Below are 21,168 nucleotides of genomic sequence, written 5' to 3'. Positions count from 1 at the left end.
CGGGAAAAACTCTCGTCCCTATGTTTGCAAGGAGCCTTGCGAGCATAGAGACGGGAGTTTTTGTGTTCTTTTGCGGGGTTCTAGACCCACCCGCCATACATAGCGGATGGTGTAGAAAAGATGGAGGTGCGATCATTGAATATTCAAGACATGATTTTGACGCTGCAAAAGCATTGGTCAAATGAAGGCTGCGTATTAATGCAGGCGTATGACACAGAAAAAGGTGCCGGAACGATGAGTCCATACACGTTCCTGCGAAGCATTGGTCCAGAGCCATGGAAGGTAGCGTATGTAGAGCCTTCAAGACGCCCGGCTGATGGCAGATATGGAGAAAACCCAAATAGATTGTATCAGCATCATCAATTCCAAGTAATCATTAAGCCGTCACCTGACAATATTCAAGAACTGTATCTTGAATCTTTGAAAGCGCTTGGTATTGACCCGCTGAAACATGATATTCGTTTTGTAGAAGACAACTGGGAAAACCCATCTCTTGGCTGTGCAGGGCTTGGTTGGGAAGTATGGCTTGATGGGATGGAAATCACCCAATTCACGTATTTCCAGCAAGTCGGCGGCTTAGAATGTAAGCCCGTTTCCGTTGAAATCACATACGGTATTGAACGTCTTGCTTCCTACATCCAAGACAAAGAAAATGTCTTCGATCTTGAATGGACTGACGGATTTACGGTGAGAGATTTATTCTTAATGGCTGAATATGAGCATTCTGTTTATACATTTGAAACATCTAATACTGATATGCTGTTTGATTTATTTACAACCTATGAGAAAGAAGCGCATAGCCAAATGGACAAAGGGCTTGTTCACCCGGCATACGATTATGTGCTCAAATGCTCTCATACGTTTAACCTGCTCGATGCAAAGGGCGCAATTTCTGTTACTGAGCGAACTGGTTATATCGGAAGAGTGCGCCAGTTAGCAAGAAAAGTAGCCAAAACATATTATGAAGAACGAGAAAAATTGGGATTCCCTATGCTAAAAGAGGAGGCGGCTTCTCATGAATAAACAAGATGTATTACTCGAAATCGGCTTAGAAGAGATGCCGGCTCGTTTCATGCCAGAAAGCACAAAGCAGCTAGGCGAGAAAGTAAAAGTGTGGTTTGAAGAGCAAAACATTTCATTTGAAGATGTTGCTCTATTTAACTCACCAAGACGTCTTGCTGTACTTGTGAAAGGTGTCGCAGAAAAACAAGAAGACATCAAAGAAGAAGCAAAAGGTCCGGCTAAAAAGATCGCACAAGATGCGGAAGGCAATTGGACAAAAGCAGCGGAAGGCTTTGCCCGCGGACAAGGTGCTTCAACAGATGATCTCTATTTTAAAGAGATCAAAGGAGTAGATTATGTCCATGTCCAGAAGTTTCAAGAAGGAAAGCAAGTCAAAGACCTTCTGCCAGCATTAGGTGAGATCGCCGCTTCATTAAGTTTTCCAAAGAACATGAGATGGGGAAGCAAAGATTTACGCTACATCCGTCCGATTAAATGGATTGTTTGTTTATTTGGAGAGGAGATTGTACCTGCTCACATTGCTGGGGTGAAGAGCGGTCGCGAGACAAGAGGACACCGTTTCCTTGGTAAGGCAGCCACCATCGACTCGCCTGCTTCTTATGAGCAAACATTGCGCGATCAATTTGTCATTGCAGATTCAGATAAAAGAAAACAATCCATTACCGAGCAGCTAAATGCTCTATCTTCAGAAAAAGGCTGGGTGATACCTGTTGATCCTGAGCTTCTAGAAGAGGTCAACAATCTTGTAGAATACCCAACGGTACTATCTGGTTCCTTTGAAGAAGAATTCCTTGCATTGCCGGAAGAAGTATTGGTAACGACAATGAAAGAGCATCAGCGCTATTTCCCTGTGAAAAATGAGCAAGGTGAATTATTGCCTCACTTTATTACGGTGAGAAATGGAAACAGTGAGGCGCTTGAAAATGTCGCAAGAGGGAACGAAAAAGTACTTCGTGCCCGTTTATCAGATGCTGCCTTCTTCTATAAAGAAGACGAAAAACTAGTCATTGAAGACAATATTAAAAAGCTTGATAAGGTTGTATTCCATGAGAAACTTGGCACAATTGGCGACAAGCTCAAGAGAGTGACAGACATTGCGACGCGTCTAGCAGCGCATGTCGGTGCAAATGACGAAACGACAGAGCGTGTGGCAAGAGCCGCAAGTATTTCGAAATTTGATCTTGTGACTCAAATGGTCTATGAATTCCCAGAATTACAAGGAATCATGGGCGAGAAATATGCAAAAGCACTTGGTGAACATGAAGAAGTGGCAAAGAGCATCAATGAGCACTATATGCCGCGCTTTGCCGGTGATGAGGCGCCTTCCACTTTAATTGGTGCGATTGTGGCAGTAGCCGATAAGCTGGATTCTATTTGTTCCTTCTTCTCAATTGATGTCATTCCAACGGGCTCTCAAGATCCTTATGGACTAAGAAGACAAGCGAGCGGTATCGTTCAAATTCTGCTTGATCGTCATTGGAACATTTCATTCAAAGAGCTTTTGGCACTTGCTCAAGTAGAAGCAGCACATGAAACGGCTCTCATTGAATTTTTAACACACCGTTTAAAATATGTCCTTCAAGCAGAGCATATCCGTCATGATGTTGTCGATGCAGTACTGGATGTTGAAAATATTGAACCTTATGCAGTCGTGAAAAAAGCAGCTGTTCTTGAAGAGAGCGTGAAACAAGAAAGCTTCAAAGAAACAGCAGAAGCATTAGGACGCGTCATTTCAATCAGTAAAAAAGGGGAAGACGCAGAGATTCAGCCTGAGCTGTTTGAAAATGAGCATGAGCAAAAGCTATATGAGGCGTATCAGCAAGTAGAGACAGCTGTCAATGAACATGTAGCAGCAGGGCAATACAGCGCAGCACTTGAGGCGCTTGATACGTTAAAAACACCGATTGTTCATTATTTCGATCACACAATGGTTCATGCAGATGATGAAAAGCTGAAGCGAAATCGTTTGGCACAAATGGTTAAACTAGCAAAAGTCATTCAATCATTTGCGAATATGAACAATTTAATAGTAAAATAAATACCTAAGAACGGTTGCCTTTTTTGAAGGGCAATCGTTTTTTACTCATTTAATTCACGGTTTTTGAGTGGATTTTTGTTTCATTCGGACAAAGATGCGCTATAATATGATGAGTTATGAAAATGATATACATAAAGTAAAGATTCGCTCTCTCTATTTAAAGGTGGTGAGTACAATCGAGTTAAATAAACGGCAAGAGCAGATTTTACAGATTGTCAAAGAGAATGGTCCGATCACTGGAGAGCATATCGCCGATCGGCTGAACTTAACTAGGGCGACCCTCAGACCGGATTTAGCCATATTAACGATGTCAGGCTTTTTAGAAGCAAGACCAAGGGTCGGCTACTTTTTCACAGGAAAAACAGGTACGCAGCTTCTAGCAGATAAGTTGAAAAAACTTCAAGTGAAAGATTTTCAATCCATTCCAGTGGTGATACATGAGAATGTTTCAGTTTATGATGCGATTTGTACGATGTTTTTAGAAGATGTGGGCACATTATTCGTTGTGGACGATCACTCTATTTTAACAGGCGTGTTGTCAAGGAAAGACCTCCTTCGCGCAAGTATTGGAAAACAGGAGCTTCCATCTATTCCTGTCCATATTATTATGACAAGAATGCCGAACATTACCGTTTGTCGCAAGGAAGATTTCATTATGGGTGTGGCGAAGCACTTGATTGAAAAGCAGATAGACGCACTTCCTGTTATAAAAGATACGGATAAAGGCTTTGAAGTGGTCGGCAGAATTACGAAAACAAACATGACGAAAATACTTGTTAACTTATCGGAGAATGAAATAATCTAATTACAGAAGACTGCGAGGGGATGTTATGAGTAATCGCGTAATTTTTGTGGTATCAGATTCAGTAGGAGAAACGGCAGAGCTCGTAGTCAAAGCGGCACTTAGCCAATTTGATGGCGGCTCATCAGACCATTCAAATATCAGAAGAATCCCGTATGTAGAGGATGTCGGTACGATTAAAGAAGTCATTTCACTGGCGAAAGCAGATAACGGAATCGTCTGCTTTACTCTTGTTGTGCCAGAAATGCGCCAATTCTTAATTGAAGAGGCAGAAGCAAACGGAGTCGTTTATTATGACATCATCGGACCACTGATCGATAAAATGGAGACTGCTTATGGAAATGAAGCGAAACATGAGCCGGGGCGTGTACGTCAATTAGATGAGGATTATTTTAAAAAGGTTGAAGCCATTGAGTTCGCAGTGAAGTATGATGACGGCAGAGACCCAAGAGGCATTCTAAAGGCTGATATTGTGCTCATCGGTGTATCACGCACATCTAAGACACCACTATCTCAATACTTGGCGCATAAACGGCTGAAGGTAGCAAACGTTCCAATTGTTCCTGAAGTAGATCCGCCAGAGGAGTTATTTTCAGTTGATCCAAAGAAATGCATCGGTCTGAAAATCAGTCCAGACAAACTAAATCATATTCGTAAAGAGCGTTTGAAATCTCTAGGTTTAAATGATCGCGCGATTTATGCGAACATTGAACGGATTAAAGAAGAGCTAGAGTATTTTGAAAAAGTGGTGGACCGCATTAACTGTCAAGTTGTTGATGTATCGAATAAAGCAGTTGAAGAAACGGCAAATGTCATTCATCAAATGCTGACCAAAAGAGGTTCCGAATAAACTCAGGATGCTCCTCCTGGGTTTTTCCTATGGTGGGAAACGGGTAAACAAAAACAATGGCATATTTGCTGCATTTGTATTATAATAAAAAATTGTGATAAAATGATTGATTTTAGGTTTAAGTTAAGTCAAGAACGAATAAACTAATATTGGCAGAAGTCAAGTGATTCTGAACATAACTTTTCGACAAAATGAGTTTTACTGTTGTTTGCTATATGGGGGAAAAGTATGGTCTTTTTGCTTCTCTAAAGCAGGAATAAGGTGGAGGGATGGAGAATTAGTCACCTGAATGAACATAAACAAGAGAGGACGATTTATGTCGATGCAGATGCTTGTCCTGTAAAAGATGAAATCCTTTCTGTCGCATCTCAATTTCAAGTACCTGTGACGTTCATTGCTTCATATGAGCATTTTCAAACCAAAAGATCTCCACTTGAAGATTGGCGGTTTGTAGATACACATAAGGAAGCAGCGGATTTAGTCATTGCGAACTCAGCTTCAGCGCATGATATTGTCGTCACCCAAGACATTGGTCTTGCCTCCTTACTGCTTCCAAGACAGGTCATTGTACTGTCTGAAAGAGGACGGATGTATACAAACGAAACAATTGATTTTGATTTGGAACGCAGACATGTTTCCAGTAAACAGCGAAGAAAAGGTGTATATGGAAAAGGTCCCAAAAAGCTTTTAGAAGAGGATAAAAAGCGATTTATTACGCAACTACAAAAAATCCTGTCGAATCATGAAGGATTTTTGAATTAAAAGGCGAATAATGTACGACGGAGTGTTATTAGGATGAGCAAACGTATACCAGATGAACTTTTGGAGCAAATCCAAAAAAACGCAGACATTGTCGAAGTGATTGGAGAATACGTACAGCTTAGAAAGCAAGGTCGAAATTATTTCGGTCTTTGTCCATTCCATGGTGAAAATACTCCTTCATTCTCTGTTTCAGCAGATAAGCAAATCTTCCATTGTTTTGGCTGTGGTGCAGGAGGTAATGTATTTTCGTTCCTCAGACAAATGGAAGGCTACTCATTTATTGAAGCCGTTTCACATGTTGCTGATAAGTACCATATTGATTTGCCTGATCATGTAGCAAATGCTCAGATCAGTTCCTCACAGCAAGAGGACACTGCAGATCATAAAATGATTGAAGCGCATGAGCTTCTTAAGAAATTTTACCACCATTTGCTGGTAAATACAAAGGAAGGTCAAAATGCACTCGATTATTTACGGGCGAGAGGCTTTACAGATGAAACAATTGCCAAGTTTGAGATCGGATATGCTCTTGACTCTTGGGATTTCGTGACCAAGTTTTTAGAAAAGCGAGGGTTTGATCCTGCGATGATGGAGAAGGCCGGTCTTTTGATTCAACGTGAAAACGGAACAGGCTTTTTTGACCGCTTTAGGGATCGTGTGATGTTTCCCATTCATGATCATCACGGGACAGTCATCGCTTTTTCCGGAAGATCGCTTGGTGATCAGCAGCCTAAGTATATGAATAGTCCTGAAACGCCACTTTTTCATAAAAGTAAGCTGCTTTATCACTTTCATGACGCGCGTATGCATATTCGAAAACGCGAACGGGCGGTTCTTTTCGAAGGATTTGCTGACGTCATTTCAGCTGTCACATCAGGTGTCGGCGAAAGTGTTGCAACAATGGGTACGTCTCTAACAGAAGAGCACGTAAAACTTCTCAGACGGAACGTAGAAGAGATCATTCTTTGCTATGACTCTGACACGGCCGGTTATGAAGCCACCATGAAAGCATCAGATTTGCTTGGAAAAAGAGGATGTAAAGTTCGCGTTGCCATGATACCAGATGGACTTGATCCAGATGATTACATTCGTAAATATGGTGGCGAGAAATTTAGGAATGACATCATAGATGCAAGTGTGACATTAATGACTTTTAAGATGAACTTTTTCCGTAGGGGAAAGAATTTATCTGATGAAGGAGACCGGCTTACTTATATGAAGCAGGTACTCCGAGAAATTAGCCGATTAAACGGTTCCTTGGAACAAGAGATTTACATGAAACAGCTTGCTGGAGAGTTCTCGATCTCACTTGATTCATTAAAGGAACAACTGGAGCTGTTTGAAAAACAGCAGCGACAAGAAGACAAAAGCACGCAGGAAGAAAGCGGGCTTGAAAAACGGCGTGCACATCTGTCAACACAGGTACGAAGAAAGCGTCTGCGGCCAGCATATGAAAATGCAGAGCGAATGCTGCTTGCTCATATGTTAAAAAGCGATGACGTGATCCGAAAAGTACTTGACAGAGTAGGGATTGAATTTAATATAGATTCTCACAGGGCGCTGGCCACGTACATTTATGCTTTGTATGAAGAAGGCAAAGAACCAACGCCGCAGCACCTAATGAACCGTATAGAAGATGATATCATCAATCAGCTTCTGACGGATATATTCATGATTCAAGTTGGAGACGAACTAAGTGAAGCTGAATTAAGTGATTATGTAAAAAAAGTGTTGAATCATCGGAATTTGTCAATGATAAAGGAAAAAGAACTAGAACGTGCAGAAGCGGAGAGGCAAAAAGATTTCTTCAAAGCGGCAACACTTGCAAAAGAAATTGTTCAGTTGAACCGTTCGCTGAAGTAATACGTCTAATATTTATGACAAGACTTACGGCTGGCAATGAATCCTTTACGGGAGGAGCATAAGACCGCAAGCATCTTGCCTTCATCATTTTTTATTTTATTCCTATTTGCTCATCTGTTTGATAAAGAGAGAAAAGCAGAGCGGAAGCAAATCGCAAGTTACTTTAGAATTCGTTGCAAGCTTTGGAAGGAGGGATCCATAATGGCTGATAAACAAGCCCACGAAACCGAAACTGAATTAACCTTTGAACAGGTGAGAGATAAGCTCACTGAAACGGGTAAAAAACGGGGCGTTTTAACATACGAAGAAATTGCAGAGCGTATGTCTAGCTTTGAAATTGAATCAGACCAAATGGATGAATACTATGAATATTTAGGCGAACAGGGTGTAGAGCTCATTAGTGAAAACGAAGAGACAGAAGACCCAAATGTTCAGCAGCTGGCTAAAGCAGAAGAAGAATTTGACCTAAATGATTTAAGCGTACCACCAGGTGTCAAAATTAATGATCCTGTTCGTATGTACTTAAAAGAAATCGGACGCGTCAATTTGTTATCTGCTAAAGAAGAAATTACGTATGCTCAAAAGATCGAAGAAGGCGATGAGGAATCAAAAAGAAGATTAGCGGAAGCAAACCTTCGTCTCGTTGTCAGCATCGCGAAACGCTACGTCGGACGTGGTATGTTGTTCCTTGACTTGATTCAAGAAGGAAACATGGGTCTTATGAAGGCAGTTGAGAAGTTTGATTACCGCAAAGGATACAAATTCTCAACATATGCGACTTGGTGGATTAGACAGGCGATCACGCGGGCGATTGCCGATCAGGCAAGAACAATCAGGATCCCGGTTCATATGGTAGAAACCATTAATAAATTGATCCGTGTTCAAAGACAGCTTCTGCAAGACCTAGGCAGAGAACCAACGCCAGAGGAAATTGCTGAAGACATGGATTTAACGCCAGAAAAGGTTAGAGAAATTCTTAAAATTGCACAAGAGCCAGTATCTTTAGAAACACCTATTGGTGAAGAAGATGACTCGCACCTTGGTGATTTTATTGAAGACCAAGAGGCGACATCTCCATCTGACCATGCTGCATACGAATTGTTAAAAGAGCAGCTTGAAGATGTACTAGACACGCTAACGGACCGTGAAGAAAATGTACTGAGACTACGTTTCGGACTAGATGACGGAAGAACACGTACGTTAGAAGAGGTTGGAAAGGTGTTCGGCGTCACAAGAGAGCGTATCCGCCAAATTGAAGCGAAAGCTCTGCGTAAATTAAGACACCCAAGCAGAAGTAAACGATTAAAAGACTTCTTAGAGTAGAAACTGGACGGATCTTGAAAGAGATCCGTTCTTTCTTCATCAAAAATGAAAACGCTTTTTTCAATCTGATTATATTTTACTGAATAAATAATAAATTTGCAACGTTCTTAGAGAAAAGATGTATAAAAAATACATCAAAATGTGCTGAAGGCTTCATTTCTCATCTTTGCATCATTTTTGTCTAATCTGTGAACTTGACCAAAGTTTTGTATCATAATTCGTTTACTTTTTGTAAAATTAAAGTAGAATTAGAATTGTTTGTATAGTCTTAAAGGGGTTTTCACAAAGGGGAGGATGAAAGAAATGAAACGGAATCCACTTATACCATTTTTATTGATTGCCATTTTAGGTATTGGACTCACTTTTTTCTTATCAATGAAGGGGCTGAAAGATGAAGAAAAAATCGCCTCTGGAGGCGAGGAGCAAAAGCAAGAAGAAACAGCGAATGCGACGCCGGAAGAATTGTATAAGCAAAACTGTCTGAGTTGTCACGGGGAAAACTATGAAGGCGGTGCAGGTCCTGCATTAAAAGGTGTTGGAGACAAGCTTGAAGTAGCAGACATTAAGAAGAAAATTCAAGAAGGCGGCAACGGGATGCCAGGCGGGCTAATCCCGAATGAAAAGCTCGATGAAATGTCAGAATGGGTATCCAAAATTAAATAATGTTACGCAAAAAGCTCTTTTTGATCAGAAGAGCTTTTTTCATTTGAAAACGACTTTTAAAAAGTCCATAATTTATATAAGATAGACAAGTATGAACATTAAAGAAAAGTAGTGATACGTATGAATGAAATGAATTTATCAAAACGACTAAAAAGAGTCGCAGACTTTTTACCACATGAGGCTGTCTTTGCTGATATCGGCTCAGATCATGCCTATTTGCCGTGCTATGCAATCCTGCATCAAAAAGCATTAAAAGCGGTTGCTGGTGAAATTACAGAAGGACCGCTTCAATCGGCGAAGCAGCAAGTACATAGACTTGAATTAGATGACCAGATCTCGGTCAGAAAAGGTAATGGTCTTGAAGTCATTGAAAAGGGCGAAGTGAATGCTGTAACGATTGCAGGTATGGGCGGAGCACTCATCGCAAGCATTTTAAATGACGGCAAGCATAAGCTCACAGGCCATGAAAGGCTTATTCTTCAGCCGAATATCCATGCTCACCACATTCGTTTATGGCTCTATCAAGAGGGGTATGAATTGATGGGTGAAGTCATTTTAGAAGAGGATGGCAAAATATACGAAATCATCATCGCCGAAAAAGGCGACAAAGATAAAGCCTATGAAGGGATGTCAATTGAAACAGGCATGCTAGTTGGTCCGTTTCTTGCGAAAGAGCAAAATGACGTCTTCCGGCGCAAGTGGATGCAAGAGCTCCAGCATATGGAGAAGATAGAAAGTCAAATTCAGCAGGCAGCGCGAACAGAAGAGAACAAGGAGCGTCTTGAAGAGCTGCATGTAAAAATAAAGATTCTAAAGGAGGTTTTGACTGTTGGCTAAAACAGTAAACGGACATGAAATCATCCAATTATTTGAACAATTTTCACCAAAGGCATATGCCATGGAAGGAGACAAAATCGGTCTCCAGATTGGGACGTTAAATAAAAAGGTAAACAATGTCATGATCACCTTAGATGTACTAGAGAATGTGGTAGATGAGGCGATCGAAAAAAATGTGGATCTCATGATTGCTCACCATCCGCCGATCTTCCGTCCGTTAAAACATGTAGCGACAGATCAGCCAGCTGGACGAATCATTGAGAAATGCATCAAACATGATATTGCAGTATATGTGGCACATACGAATTTAGATGTGGCTGATGGAGGAGTCAATGACTTGCTTGCGGAGGCTTTAGAGCTTGAAGAAACAAGTGTGTTAGTCCCGACATATGAAGATCAAATCAAACAGCTTGCCCTCTATGTCCCGCAGGAATTTGAAGAAGCCATCCGGACAGCTTTAGGAAATGCGGGCGCCGGCCATATTGGCAACTACAGCCATTGTGCGTTTTCAAATGAAGGGACAGGCAGCTTTTTGCCATCAGAAGATGCGGACCCGTTCATTGGTGAGACCGGTCAATTGGAATTTGTTAAAGAAGTACGGATTGAAACCATTTTCCCGGCAAGTATTGAAAAAAAAGTCATTCGTGAAATGATCAAAGCACATCCTTATGAAGAAGTCGCTTATAGTGTACACACGACAGACCTTCCTCCTATTCAAAAAGGGCTTGGCCGTATAGGGGAGCTAAGAGAGCCTATGACCCTTGGAGACTTCGCGCGATTTGTGAAGACAAAGCTGGATGTAAATGGTGCTCGCTTTGTAGGTGATCAGGACGCTGTTGTGAAAAAAGTAGCTGTGCTTGGCGGAGACGGAAATAAATACATTCATCAAGCAAAAAGAATGGGTGCTGATGTGTATGTGACAGGGGACCTTTATTTCCATGTCGCCCATGATGCCATGATGCTCGGGCTGAACGTAGTGGACCCAGGGCATTATGCAGAAAAGATGATGAAAGAGGGCGTAAAGGCGAAGCTTCAATCGCTATGTTCAGAGAAAAAGTATGATGTACAGCTCTTTGTTTCTGAATCAAACACAAATCCATTTCAATTTATGTAAACAAAAAACGTCAGAGCATAGAAGCTCTGACGTTTATTTATTTCTTTGTTTTCACGCGCGGTAGTATTTTCGAAAGAGGAACCGATCGTTCAATCTTCCAAGTTGATTCATCATCCGGCTCGTAGTTTTCTAAGAAACGGATCACTTCTTTTGTAATAGGCGTTGGTGTAGAAGCGCCAGCAGTAATGGCAACGGTATTTACGCCTTGCAGCCACTCCAGCTTGAGCTCACTTAGGTCACCAATACGGTAAGCCTGCGTTCCAGCAATCTCCATTGACACTTGTGCCAGACGGTTGGAGTTATTACTTTTTGGATCGCCGACAACAATGGTAAGATCGGCTTGGCCAGCTTGCTGAGATACAGCTTCCTGACGTACTTGTGTCGCAAGACAAATTTCTTGATGGTACTCGACGTGAGGATATTTCTCTTTTATGAGCTCCATCAGATCGTGGACATCCCACTGAGACATCGTTGTCTGATTGGTGATAAGCAATTTATCTGATGTTAAATCGAGCGCCTCAATGTCCGCTTCTGATTCGACAAGATGCACCTTGTCAGGGGCTACTCCGACAGCTCCCTCTGGCTCAGGATGACCTTTTTTTCCGATATAAATAATGTCATACCCATCGGCTGTTTTCTCTGAAATGAGTTCATGTGTTTTCGTTACATCGGGACAGGTTGCATCAATGGCGACAAGACCTTTTTCTTCTGCAATTTGACGAACCTCAGGTGAAACGCCGTGAGCAGTGAAAATAACTGTTCCGCTTTCAACCTGCTTTAAAATGTCCAAGCGGTTTGGGCCGTCCAGTGTGTAGATCCCATCTTCTTCGAAGGCATCTGTCACGTGTTTGTTGTGCACAATCATACCTAATATATAAATTGGGCGTGGCAAGTTTTTATCAAGTGCGGCATTTTTAGCAATGACCATTGCATCTACAACGCCATAGCAATAGCCACGCGGCGAAATTTTAATTACATTCATTTATTCGTCCTCCTGTAGGGAAGTGCTGCTAGAGAAGAACAATATAAAAAGCCGTGGAAAAACGGCTTTTTATCATTCTCTAGCTTCCATTATAGCCAAAGTAAGCGTATATATCAAAGATTGTTATACGCAGGGGACACTTCGCCGTTAAAAGATCACTAGACATATAGTTTTGGAACAGAGCTGCCAGGTCTTTTTTTCGGTTTTGCTTCAGGAGCAGGTGATGTGTGAGGAGCTGCTTTTTTGACGAGGATGTCCTCTGGTTCTTCGTTTTCTTCTATTTCATCATCTCCTGATGCAACCTCTTTTTGCACTTCTGTTTCCTCGCCGATTTCTTTAGGTTCTTCATCTGTACTTGTTTCATCATCATCTGCACTGCCAAGCTGGCTGTACAGCTTAATCATCGCAGGCAAATTTCTGACTAAAGGACCGTATTGCTGAATCATTGGCGTAAATTGCTGCGCCATTCCGAGCACCTTTTGAACATTTCCCAACATGCTTGAGAGGGTTGCAGGATTTGCGAAGCTCTGGATTCCTTGTAATCCCGCACCACCTCCAGAAACCCCTGCTCCCCCTGCGCCAGGAAGAAATTTAGAGAGCAAGCCTTTCATTCCTGCTCCGCCGCCTAGTGCACGGCTTTCGCCTCCTGGAATTCCGCCCATTCCGCGTACACCGCCTCCCTGTACAGACGGGGAGCGAGGCATCATTTGCTGAAATTGATTGCCTTGCCCTTGAAAAGGCTGTTCGATAGGAGCCTGTTGCCTCCTTTGAAAAATTCCGGGCTGTCCGCCATTTCCAAGATGCCGGCGTGAGGGACGGTGCGGCTGAAAATCGCCCATAGGCCTTTGCCCTAACATACTTGTACCTCCCTTACTGCATTCTCTTTCTAATCATAGGTTATGCAAGGAAGCATCAATTGGTTTCCTATAAGAAAAGCGGACATGGTTTTTTTGCTGAAAATCAGCTATAATGAGGAGATGAGCAAAAAGGCATTGCCTTAAGGAGTGAAAACATGAACGAAACAAAATTTACGACATATGAATTAAAGTCTTTTATAATAGATGCTATTCATGAACTGGGCTTTTATGAGCCAACTGATATTCAAAAAAGAATTATCCCTGCTGTGTTAAAAGGAGAAAGCGTGATTGGTCAATCACAAACAGGAACAGGGAAAACCCACGCGTACTTATTGCCGCTTATTCATTCAATTGATCCAAGCAAAGAGCACGTACAAGTCGTGATTACTGCACCTACAAGAGAATTAGCCAATCAAATTTTCAAAGAAGCCCAAACGATCTTAAAGAAGGCCTCTCCAGAAGAAGAAATTAAAGCAAAGCTTTACATTGGCGGAACGGACAAGCAGAAATCCATTCAAAAGCTAAAAAACCAGCCGCATTTGGTTGTCGGCACACCTGGACGTATTGCGGACCTCATTCATGAGCAGGCGCTGAACGTTTACAAAGCGACATCTCTTGTCATTGATGAAGCGGATTTAATGCTGGATATGGGCTTTTTAGAAGATGTGGACCGTATTGGTTCACAAATGCCAGAGCAGCTGCAAATGCTTGTGTTCTCAGCAACGATTCCAGAAAAACTAAAGCCATTCCTGAAAAAATATATGGACAATCCAAAATATGCCCATGTTGAACCAAAACGGATTACAGCTGAAAACATCCAGCATATTTTAGTCCCATCTAAACAGCGCGACAAGCTAAAATTGCTCCATGAAATGGTGACGAATGTACAGCCTTATTTAGGCATCATTTTTGCCAATACAAAAACAACCGTTGATGAAATCGCATCATTCCTACAAGAAAAAGGAATGAAAGTTGGAGTGCTTCATGGCGGATTAACGCCGCGCGAACGTAAAAAAGTGATGAAACAAATTGATGATTTAGAGTTCACTTATATTGTGGCATCTGACCTTGCAGCCCGCGGAATTGATATTAAAGGTGTCAGCCATGTGATCAACTATGAGCTTCCATCTGATCTTGATTTTTATGTTCACCGTGTTGGTCGAACGGCTCGAGCTGGTTCATCTGGAATTGCGATGACTATTTATGAGCTTGCTGATGAGGATGCACTCATTCAAATTGAGAAAATGGGCGTTGTGTTTGAAAACAAAACCATTGTTCATGGCGAATGGCGAGATGCAGATGACCGCTTGAAGCGTCAAAGACGTAAAAAAGCACCTAATGAAATTGAAGAAAAAGCAAAGCGTCTTGTGAGAAAACCGAAAGCCGTCAAACCTGGATATAAAAAGAAAATGACACGTGAGATGGACAAAATCAAAAGACAGGAACGTAGAAAGTCAAAGCGTAATGGAAAGTAGGGGGAAACATTGTTGAAGATTGGTTCACATGTATCCATGAGCGGAAAACATATGCTTCTTGCAGCGAGTCAAGAAGCTGCCTCTTATGGTTCGAATACGTTTATGATTTATACAGGTGCACCGCAAAATACGCGCCGTAAAAAAATTGAAGACCTCAATATTGAAGCTGGACAAGCGCATATGAAAGAGCATGGTATGACAGATATCGTCGTGCATGCACCATATATTATTAATATTGGGAACACCGTCAATCCAGCGACCTTTGAGCTTGGTGTGGACTTCCTTCGCTCTGAGATTGAACGTACAGAAGCGCTAGGTGCGAGGCAGATTGTTCTCCACCCAGGTGCACATGTCGGAGCAGGACCAGAAGCAGGAATCCAAAAAATCATTGAAGGTTTAAACGAAGTCATCGTAAAAGGGCAAAAGGTTCAAATTGCACTTGAAACAATGGCTGGCAAAGGATCAGAGTGCGGAAGAAGCTTTGAAGAGCTTGCCCAAATTATCGACGGAGTGACACATAACGAAGCACTTTCTGTCTGCTTTGATACGTGTCACACACACGATGCTGGTTATCCGATTGTGACTGACTTTGATGGGGTGTTAGAAGAATTTGATCGAATCGTCGGTATTGACCGAATCAAGGTTCTTCATATTAATGACAGTAAAAACGTACAAGGCGCAAGAAAAGACCGACATGAAAATATCGGCTTTGGTGAAATTGGCTTCGATGCACTGAACAATATTGTGCATCATCCGCAGCTTCAAGATGTACCAAAAATCTTAGAAACGCCTTATGTAGGTGAAGATAAAAAGAACAAAAAGCCACCTTACAAATTCGAAATTGCAATGCTAAAAGAAAAGCAATTTGACGAAGGCTTACTAGATAAAATTAAGAATCAGTAAAAAAGCATATAACATCATGAGGTGCCGCTAAATGCGGCCCTTTTTTGTTTAACTTGTAAACTGATTAAACAGATCATTGACAGTCTGAGCTGTCTGTTTAGATGTAATCGCTTCTACTTGCTTAAGAAGCCGGCTACGCTCTGCATCATTAAAAATATTGATGTTCTTCCCATTCATGAGTTTGGCCACCTCAGCAGCTTGGTTTGACGTTAAACTGACACCATACTGCTTCGCATACCTTAACAGATCATTTGCTGTGATCTGATTGAGCCGTTGCAGGACAATTTTTTGAATTAAAATCAATTCCATTCCTCCCCTCTGTAACAATGTATGGGCGAAAACGGAAAATGTGCAAAAAATTTTATTTTACCCTGTGAAATGATAAAATAGTAAAGTGAATAAAATGTTCATTGAAAATTTAAGTTGTGTAGAGGGGAGAACGTATGGCAAATAGTAAACAGCATAGAAAGGAATCAGTGCCTCATTTTATATTTAGAATTTTCCTGATTCTAGTAGGAGCTACATGTGCAGCAGTCAGCATTGAATTATTTTTAGTGCCAAACAATATTATCGATGGAGGCATCATCGGCATTTCGCTTATTTTGGATTATCTCTTTACAGATAACCCATTCATCAATTTTGCGACGATTGTTGTCATTTTGAATATTCCATTTATGATATCAGGATACAAACATATTGGGAAAACCTTTCTGGTTTCCACAGTGATTGGGATTGTCAGCTTAGCCGTGATTGAATCTTCGCTCCATCATGTAGAGGCATTTACAAATCAGCCAATCTTAGCCACTGTATTTGGCGGGCTATTACTTGGTTTTGGTGTGGGACTTGTCATTCGAAATGGAGGCTCAATGGATGGAACAGAGATTTTAGGCATTCTGCTAACGAAAAAAATTCCATTCTCCGTCGGTGAGTTTGTCATGATCGTCAATGTGTTCATTTTTATTTGGGCAGGCTTTGTCTTCGGACCAGAGCAGGCTATGTATTCTGTTATGACATATTATTTGGCAATGAAAACAATTGATGCTGTCATTCAAGGGCTTGATGAAACAAAAGCTGTCATTATCGTGTCAGATTATTATGATGAAATTTCAGATGCGATTCTTCATCGACTTGGCAGGGGAACGACAAAGCTGAGAGGGAAAGGCGGTTATACAGATGAAGAAAAAGATGTCATCTACGCCGTTGTCACAAGACTTGAAATCACAAAGCTAAAATCCATTGTATTTGAAATTGATAGTCAAGCATTTATTACGATTATGGATACGCATGAAACAAAAGGCGGTAAGTTCAAAACAGCCATTCATTAGCTTTTATTTTACTTTTTAATCTTTCTTTTATATAATGAAATGTATGTATGGACAGAGAAAATGGCAAAAGCCATTTTCTTTTTGTTGTATAAATCGTAATCATTCTTTTTATATTGATTAAAGGTGGAAAGATTCATGGCAAAGCCAATTATTGAAATGAAGGACATTTCGTACTCGTATGGACAGCGAAATGTCATAGATCACATTCATTTAACAGTCGAGGAAGGAAATTTTCTAGCACTTGTTGGACCGAATGGATCTGGTAAAACAACCTTATTAAAGTGCCTGCTTGGGCTCATTAAACCACAGCAAGGTGAATTAAAGCTATTTGGCACGCCTGCTTCAAAATTTAGAGACTGGGATCAAATTGGATTTGTTTCTCAAAAGGCGAATAGTTTTAATACAGGTTTCCCTGCTTCTGTTTACGAAGTCGTCGCAAGTGGATTGACGGCGAAAATAGGTTTATTCAAACGAATGAGCAAGCAGGACAAATGGCAAGTTGAGGAAGCCATTCGTTCAGTTGGGATACAAGATTTAAAGCACCAAAACATCGGGGAACTTTCAGGCGGTCAGCAGCAGCGTGCCTTTATTGCACGTGCGCTCGTCAGTCAGCCGAAGCTGCTCATTTTAGATGAACCGACGGTTGGGGTAGACCAGCGGACAGTAGAAGGCTTTTATCAGCTGCTCGAAACATTAAACAAAGAAAAAGGAATGTCTTTAATTCTCGTCACACACGACGTGGGCACCGTTTCTGATAAAGTCACCCATGTGGCTTGTTTAAATCAGACACTTCATTTCCACGGAGATGCAGCAACGTTTGATTCAATGGATGATCAGGCGTTATCTCAATTTTACGGACATGACATTCAAGTGATTCATCACGATCATCACCATCATGGGGGACATGAATAATGCTATTTCCATTTTTTCATTATGAATTTTTACAAAATGCGTTTATCGCAGGAATGCTGATCGGTTTTATTGCGCCCTTGCTTGGTGTATTTATCGTCGTGAGAAGGCTCTCGCTGATTGCAGACGCCCTCAGTCACGTATCACTTGCCGGTATTGCAGCTAGTTTATTTCTTGATAAAAAGTTTGGCCTCTTGACAGGGGTAAGCCCGCTGTACTTAGGGATGGCGTTTTCTGTTGCCGGTTCGTTATTTATTGAACGCCTGCGCTCTGTGTATAAGCATTATCAGGAGCTGGCGATACCTATTATTTTATCAGGCGGTATCGGGATTTCCGTCATCTTCATTTCACTAGCGAATGGCTTTAATACAGATTTGTTTAGTTATTTGTTCGGAAGTGTCAGTGCGGTGTCGAGATTAGATCTTTGGATTGTTGTTGGGATCTCACTAGTTGTGGTGTTAGTTGTCGTGCTTTTATATAAAGAATTATTTTTACTTTCTTTTGATGAAGAGCATGCAAAGGCTTCTGGTATTTCAGCGAAATGGATTCATTTTATTTTTATCTTAGTTGTCGCACTTGTCATTGCGGCATCGATGCGTATCGTAGGTACACTACTTGTCTCTGCGCTCATGACACTTCCTGTTGCGGCAAGTATCCGCATTGCTAAAGGGTTCAAACAGGCGATTTTCCTTTCGATCTTGTTCGGTGAATTGTCTGTATTGGCGGGATTGATCTTAAGCTATTATCTAGATTTAGCGCCAGGCGGAACCATTGTGATGCTGTCCATTTTGATTTTAATCGGATGTATTTTTATTGGAAAATTCAAAAGGGGGAATCATCATGAACGTACAAGAAGCGCTTGATTTATTAAAGGAAAAAGGCTACAAGTATACAAGCAAACGTGAAGACATGCTTCAACTGTTTTCTGATTCTGATAAATATTTGACTGCTAAAAATGTGCTGACGGCACTAAGTGAAGACTACCCGGGTCTTAGCTTTGATACGATTTACCGAAACCTGTCGCTATATGAAGACTTAGGTATATTAGAAACAACGGAATTGTCAGGTGAGAAGCTTTTTCGTTTTAAATGTTCCTTTTCTCATCACCACCATCATTTTATTTGTCTGACATGCGGTAAAACAAAGGAGATCGATGCCTGCCCTATGGACAAGTTAGACGCCGATCTAGAGGATTATCACATTAGCGGACATAAATTCGAAATATACGGAACGTGTCCTTCCTGCGAACCGAAGGAAGTTCACTCATAAAACAGCCAGCCGCAGAGCTGGCTTTTTCTCTTGTCTTTTTGAAAACGTTTTACAAAGGGCGGCTGTTTCATTAAAATGAGAACAAGGTACTGAAGAAATTTGTGTCTTTTGGAGTAAAGGGAGGGTCAAAAGTGGCGTATTATGTCGTGTTTGATGTAGGCGGGACGAGAACAAAACATGGATTAATGGATCGGGATGGGGGGCTGGTCACGAGCGGTGACTATGAAACGAATTGCCGTCAGCTTGAACCGTTTTTAGAAGCGATGGCGGATGTGGTCAAACAATATCAGAGAACGTCAGATGTCAGCGGAATCGCCATTAGTCTTCCGGGCTTTGTGGACAGTGAAACAGGTTATACAGAATTTGCAGGAGCCATCATTGCCTTAAATGGTCAAAATGTAAAAACTCTTTTAGAAGAGAAAACCTCTCTTCGTGTTGAAGTCGAAAATGATGCGAACTGTGCAGCTCTTGCAGAAAAATACAGTGGCCATGCGAAAGAGTGTGACAGTTTTATTTGTATGACGCTTGGCACAGGTGTTGGCGGTGGTATTTTCGCTGGCGGTCAGCTTGTACGCGGGGCTTCCTTCCGCGGCGGTGAATTTGGCATGATGCTGACAGAAACAGACAATGGACAATTTACAACACTCAACAGCAGTGCTTCAACAGCTGGTTTAATTCGGAGCTATAAAGAAAAGCAAGGAATTCCGCAAAGTACGCAAATAGACGGTCAAGCCATTTTTGAAAAGGCAAAGCATGATCCGTCCATTGAAAAGCTAGTGGATCAGTGGTACAAGCGAATCGCCATTGGTATTTACAATGTAGCAACTGTCCTTAATCCTGAGAAAATCCTCATTGGTGGCGGTGTAAGCGCAAGACCAGATTTGCTATCAAACATTGAGAAACATTTACATACTCTGCCTGCGTGGAAAAACATTCAAGTGAAGATGGAAACGTGCTATTACTTGAATCAGGCAGGCATGAAGGGAGCGCTGTACCATTTCCTCATGACAGAAGGGAAGCTTGCTCCATCAAAAAAGCCGATACATTAGAGTATCGGCTTTTCTGTATTAATAAGCAGTTTCCAAATGCTGCTCGTATTGTTTAATCCATTGAGATGCTTCCTGCCAGTTGTTGACACGTATAATCCTCTCGTCAATGGGCATTTGATTATATGGGGAGTTAAAAAGAATAACCGGGATGTCAGCCTCTTTTGCAATCATTGTGGCATTTCCATGATGATCCTCGAAAAACACATCAATTTTGTGCTTTTGAACAGCTTCGAGCTTATGATGACCGCCAACCAGCTCAATGTCATCATAGTGCACGTGATGTTTGTGAAACCACTCGTAGGTGATATCCGCATGATGCTGCCTTCTCGCTGTAATATAGATCAGCCTGTGTTGATGTTTCATTTGATCAAGCATCTCTTTTGCGTCCTTAGCAGGCTTTGCCTGTTTATATATAAGAGGCTCATGCTGATTCATCCAGCCCCAAAACTCTTCTTGAGAAATATTTAAAAGCTTCGTCAAATCATATTCTGTCATATCATCTAGTGTCATGGCACATTGGAACGACTCATTTAAATAGGGAACAAAGGTGTCCTGCGCCGTCACTGTGCCATCTATATCAATTCCTAAACGTAACATGCCCACACTCCTCATTTTTATACTCTTAAAGTGTAACATAATCAATTCACAATTCCAGCAAGTTTTAGCAAACATGAAACAGACATTTTTGCTCATACTAAAAAAGCTCCTTTCTATTAACCAAAAGGGGGAATTGATCATGGAAAGAGACGAAGATTTCAGAAGAAATGATCGTGAAATCGACACACACTTTAGTAATGATGATGGCTATCTAGAGGAAACAGCTGCTGAAATTGCAGAGCCATATCAGGCTTCAAGAGATCGAGTAGACAGACGAGAACGTGACCAAGTAGGTGACGATTCAGGCAGTAAGGGGATAGGCTATACAGCACTCGCGATTGCGATTATCTCGTTATTTGTCTTGCCGGTGCTATTAGGAGTAGCGGCAATCGTCGTTGGTTATATTGCAAGAAGAAAAGGAGCACATGCGCTTGGCGCATGGTCAATCGGGATCGGAATTGTTTCCGTCATCCTTGGCATATTTATCACCCCGTTCTTTTAACAAGAACAGAAAAACGCCTGACAGT

General features: G+C 41.5%; 22 protein-coding genes. 18 read left to right on the top strand and 4 right to left on the bottom strand.

Annotated elements, in window-relative coordinates:
* The first annotated feature begins 135 nt into the window (after positions 1 to 135).
* From glyQ to MKZ05_RS11555, 10 genes are all read left to right on the top strand, one after another.
* On the top strand, positions 136 to 1,023 hold the full coding sequence (gene glyQ, locus MKZ05_RS11600; protein WP_003217487.1) for a glycine--tRNA ligase subunit alpha: 888 nt from the start codon (positions 136 to 138) through the stop codon (positions 1,021 to 1,023).
* Positions 1,016 to 3,061 carry a glycine--tRNA ligase subunit beta gene (gene glyS, locus MKZ05_RS11595; RefSeq protein ID WP_137054962.1) on the top strand — a complete coding sequence of 682 codons (2,046 nt, stop codon included), beginning with the start codon at positions 1,016 to 1,018 and terminating at the stop codon, positions 3,059 to 3,061. Before glyQ ends, glyS begins: the two co-directional genes overlap by 8 nt.
* A gap of 166 nt (positions 3,062 to 3,227) precedes the next feature.
* Complete coding sequence (locus MKZ05_RS11590) at positions 3,228 to 3,866, top strand: helix-turn-helix transcriptional regulator (protein WP_034620854.1); 639 nt, start codon at positions 3,228 to 3,230, stop codon at positions 3,864 to 3,866.
* Positions 3,867 to 3,891: 25 nt separating this feature from the next.
* On the top strand, positions 3,892 to 4,713 hold the full coding sequence (locus tag MKZ05_RS11585; RefSeq protein WP_008342399.1) for a pyruvate, water dikinase regulatory protein: 822 nt from the start codon (positions 3,892 to 3,894) through the stop codon (positions 4,711 to 4,713).
* Between the two features lie 261 nt (positions 4,714 to 4,974).
* Complete coding sequence (locus tag MKZ05_RS11580) at positions 4,975 to 5,475, top strand: YaiI/YqxD family protein (protein WP_003217513.1); 501 nt, start codon at positions 4,975 to 4,977, stop codon at positions 5,473 to 5,475.
* A 33-nt stretch (positions 5,476 to 5,508) separates the two neighbouring features.
* The gene (gene dnaG / locus MKZ05_RS11575) at positions 5,509 to 7,338 is read left to right on the top strand and encodes a DNA primase (RefSeq protein WP_251190307.1); all 1,830 of its coding nucleotides are present in this window, start codon (positions 5,509 to 5,511) and stop codon (positions 7,336 to 7,338) included.
* 201 nt (positions 7,339 to 7,539) lie between these two features.
* On the top strand, positions 7,540 to 8,661 hold the full coding sequence (gene rpoD, locus MKZ05_RS11570; RefSeq protein WP_008342392.1) for an RNA polymerase sigma factor RpoD: 1,122 nt from the start codon (positions 7,540 to 7,542) through the stop codon (positions 8,659 to 8,661).
* A gap of 303 nt (positions 8,662 to 8,964) precedes the next feature.
* Complete coding sequence (cccA, locus tag MKZ05_RS11565; protein WP_034319511.1) at positions 8,965 to 9,324, top strand: cytochrome c550; 360 nt, start codon at positions 8,965 to 8,967, stop codon at positions 9,322 to 9,324.
* 120 nt (positions 9,325 to 9,444) lie between these two features.
* Positions 9,445 to 10,161 (top strand): tRNA (adenine(22)-N(1))-methyltransferase TrmK, encoded by a 717-nt coding sequence (locus tag MKZ05_RS11560; RefSeq protein ID WP_339160171.1) that lies wholly within the window; start codon positions 9,445 to 9,447, stop codon positions 10,159 to 10,161.
* Positions 10,154 to 11,275, top strand: coding sequence for a Nif3-like dinuclear metal center hexameric protein (locus MKZ05_RS11555; protein WP_050943748.1), 1,122 nt, complete (start codon positions 10,154 to 10,156; stop codon positions 11,273 to 11,275). Before MKZ05_RS11560 ends, MKZ05_RS11555 begins: the two co-directional genes overlap by 8 nt.
* A gap of 37 nt (positions 11,276 to 11,312) precedes the next feature.
* On the opposite strand, the gene MKZ05_RS11550 is transcribed toward MKZ05_RS11555, so the two are convergent.
* Together MKZ05_RS11550 and vrrA are read right to left on the bottom strand one after the other, a co-directional pair.
* Positions 11,313 to 12,257, bottom strand: a complete 945-nt coding sequence (locus tag MKZ05_RS11550; RefSeq protein WP_003217509.1) for a 4-hydroxy-3-methylbut-2-enyl diphosphate reductase — start codon at positions 12,255 to 12,257, stop codon at positions 11,313 to 11,315.
* A 158-nt stretch (positions 12,258 to 12,415) separates the two neighbouring features.
* Positions 12,416 to 13,114 (bottom strand): VrrA/YqfQ family protein, encoded by a 699-nt coding sequence (gene vrrA / locus MKZ05_RS11545; RefSeq protein ID WP_106029137.1) that lies wholly within the window; start codon positions 13,112 to 13,114, stop codon positions 12,416 to 12,418.
* Positions 13,115 to 13,269: 155 nt separating this feature from the next.
* Between vrrA and MKZ05_RS11540 the strand changes: the two genes are divergently transcribed.
* Both MKZ05_RS11540 and MKZ05_RS11535 read left to right on the top strand, forming a co-directional pair.
* Positions 13,270 to 14,589: a DEAD/DEAH box helicase gene (locus MKZ05_RS11540; RefSeq protein WP_003217519.1), complete on the top strand. Its 1,320-nt coding sequence runs from the start codon at positions 13,270 to 13,272 to the stop codon at positions 14,587 to 14,589.
* Positions 14,590 to 14,598: 9 nt separating this feature from the next.
* Positions 14,599 to 15,492, top strand: a complete 894-nt coding sequence (locus tag MKZ05_RS11535; protein ID WP_113387151.1) for a deoxyribonuclease IV — start codon at positions 14,599 to 14,601, stop codon at positions 15,490 to 15,492.
* A 48-nt stretch (positions 15,493 to 15,540) separates the two neighbouring features.
* On the opposite strand, the gene MKZ05_RS11530 is transcribed toward MKZ05_RS11535, so the two are convergent.
* The gene (locus tag MKZ05_RS11530) at positions 15,541 to 15,795 is read right to left on the bottom strand and encodes a DUF2624 domain-containing protein (protein ID WP_003217420.1); all 255 of its coding nucleotides are present in this window, start codon (positions 15,793 to 15,795) and stop codon (positions 15,541 to 15,543) included.
* A 140-nt stretch (positions 15,796 to 15,935) separates the two neighbouring features.
* Between MKZ05_RS11530 and MKZ05_RS11525 the strand changes: the two genes are divergently transcribed.
* The 5 genes from MKZ05_RS11525 to MKZ05_RS11505 all read left to right on the top strand — a co-directional run bounded on the left by MKZ05_RS11525 (position 15,936) and on the right by MKZ05_RS11505 (position 20,044).
* The gene (locus MKZ05_RS11525; protein WP_003217308.1) at positions 15,936 to 16,817 is read left to right on the top strand and encodes a YitT family protein; all 882 of its coding nucleotides are present in this window, start codon (positions 15,936 to 15,938) and stop codon (positions 16,815 to 16,817) included.
* Between the two features lie 135 nt (positions 16,818 to 16,952).
* Entirely contained in the window at positions 16,953 to 17,729 is a 777-nt protein-coding gene (locus MKZ05_RS11520; RefSeq protein WP_050943751.1) for a metal ABC transporter ATP-binding protein, read from the top strand.
* Positions 17,729 to 18,589, top strand: a complete 861-nt coding sequence (locus tag MKZ05_RS11515; protein WP_003217436.1) for a metal ABC transporter permease — start codon at positions 17,729 to 17,731, stop codon at positions 18,587 to 18,589. Before MKZ05_RS11520 ends, MKZ05_RS11515 begins: the two co-directional genes overlap by 1 nt.
* Positions 18,567 to 18,995: a Fur family transcriptional regulator gene (locus MKZ05_RS11510; RefSeq protein WP_003217433.1), complete on the top strand. Its 429-nt coding sequence runs from the start codon at positions 18,567 to 18,569 to the stop codon at positions 18,993 to 18,995. The genes MKZ05_RS11515 and MKZ05_RS11510 overlap by 23 nt, the downstream gene beginning before the upstream one ends.
* A gap of 131 nt (positions 18,996 to 19,126) precedes the next feature.
* Complete coding sequence (locus MKZ05_RS11505; RefSeq protein ID WP_212045901.1) at positions 19,127 to 20,044, top strand: ROK family protein; 918 nt, start codon at positions 19,127 to 19,129, stop codon at positions 20,042 to 20,044.
* A gap of 18 nt (positions 20,045 to 20,062) precedes the next feature.
* On the opposite strand, the gene MKZ05_RS11500 is transcribed toward MKZ05_RS11505, so the two are convergent.
* Positions 20,063 to 20,641, bottom strand: a complete 579-nt coding sequence (locus tag MKZ05_RS11500) for a hypothetical protein (protein WP_284906870.1) — start codon at positions 20,639 to 20,641, stop codon at positions 20,063 to 20,065.
* A 139-nt stretch (positions 20,642 to 20,780) separates the two neighbouring features.
* Between MKZ05_RS11500 and MKZ05_RS11495 the strand changes: the two genes are divergently transcribed.
* Positions 20,781 to 21,143 (top strand): DUF308 domain-containing protein, encoded by a 363-nt coding sequence (locus MKZ05_RS11495; protein WP_003217474.1) that lies wholly within the window; start codon positions 20,781 to 20,783, stop codon positions 21,141 to 21,143.
* The last annotated feature ends 25 nt before the right edge of the window (positions 21,144 to 21,168 follow it).

It is taken from the genome of Bacillus sp. FSL M8-0277, from assembly GCF_037975305.1.
GTDB classification, from domain to species: Bacteria; Bacillota; Bacilli; order Bacillales; family Bacillaceae; genus Bacillus; species Bacillus pumilus.
The sequence above is the reverse complement of the archived record's forward strand: the minus strand, read 5'-3'. Positions and strand labels throughout refer to the sequence as shown.

What these genes read in the sequence shown, in the direction of transcription:
- MKZ05_RS11515 (WP_003217436.1), top strand. Translation starts at nt 17,729, where the DNA reads ATGCTATTTCCATTTTTTCATTATGAATTTTTACAAAATGCGTTTATC.
- MKZ05_RS11560 (WP_339160171.1), top strand. Translation starts at nt 9,445, where the DNA reads ATGAATGAAATGAATTTATCAAAACGACTAAAAAGAGTCGCAGACTTT.
- MKZ05_RS11520 (WP_050943751.1), top strand. Translation starts at nt 16,953, where the DNA reads ATGGCAAAGCCAATTATTGAAATGAAGGACATTTCGTACTCGTATGGA.
- vrrA (WP_106029137.1), bottom strand. Translation starts at nt 13,114, where the DNA reads ATGTTAGGGCAAAGGCCTATGGGCGATTTTCAGCCGCACCGTCCCTCA.
- MKZ05_RS11585 (WP_008342399.1), top strand. Translation starts at nt 3,892, where the DNA reads ATGAGTAATCGCGTAATTTTTGTGGTATCAGATTCAGTAGGAGAAACG.
- glyS (WP_137054962.1), top strand. Translation starts at nt 1,016, where the DNA reads ATGAATAAACAAGATGTATTACTCGAAATCGGCTTAGAAGAGATGCCG.
- MKZ05_RS11550 (WP_003217509.1), bottom strand. Translation starts at nt 12,257, where the DNA reads ATGAATGTAATTAAAATTTCGCCGCGTGGCTATTGCTATGGCGTTGTA.
- cccA (WP_034319511.1), top strand. Translation starts at nt 8,965, where the DNA reads ATGAAACGGAATCCACTTATACCATTTTTATTGATTGCCATTTTAGGT.
- MKZ05_RS11510 (WP_003217433.1), top strand. Translation starts at nt 18,567, where the DNA reads ATGAACGTACAAGAAGCGCTTGATTTATTAAAGGAAAAAGGCTACAAG.
- MKZ05_RS11525 (WP_003217308.1), top strand. Translation starts at nt 15,936, where the DNA reads ATGGCAAATAGTAAACAGCATAGAAAGGAATCAGTGCCTCATTTTATA.
- MKZ05_RS11495 (WP_003217474.1), top strand. Translation starts at nt 20,781, where the DNA reads ATGGAAAGAGACGAAGATTTCAGAAGAAATGATCGTGAAATCGACACA.
- dnaG (WP_251190307.1), top strand. Translation starts at nt 5,509, where the DNA reads ATGAGCAAACGTATACCAGATGAACTTTTGGAGCAAATCCAAAAAAAC.
- MKZ05_RS11540 (WP_003217519.1), top strand. Translation starts at nt 13,270, where the DNA reads ATGAACGAAACAAAATTTACGACATATGAATTAAAGTCTTTTATAATA.
- rpoD (WP_008342392.1), top strand. Translation starts at nt 7,540, where the DNA reads ATGGCTGATAAACAAGCCCACGAAACCGAAACTGAATTAACCTTTGAA.
- MKZ05_RS11500 (WP_284906870.1), bottom strand. Translation starts at nt 20,641, where the DNA reads ATGTTACGTTTAGGAATTGATATAGATGGCACAGTGACGGCGCAGGAC.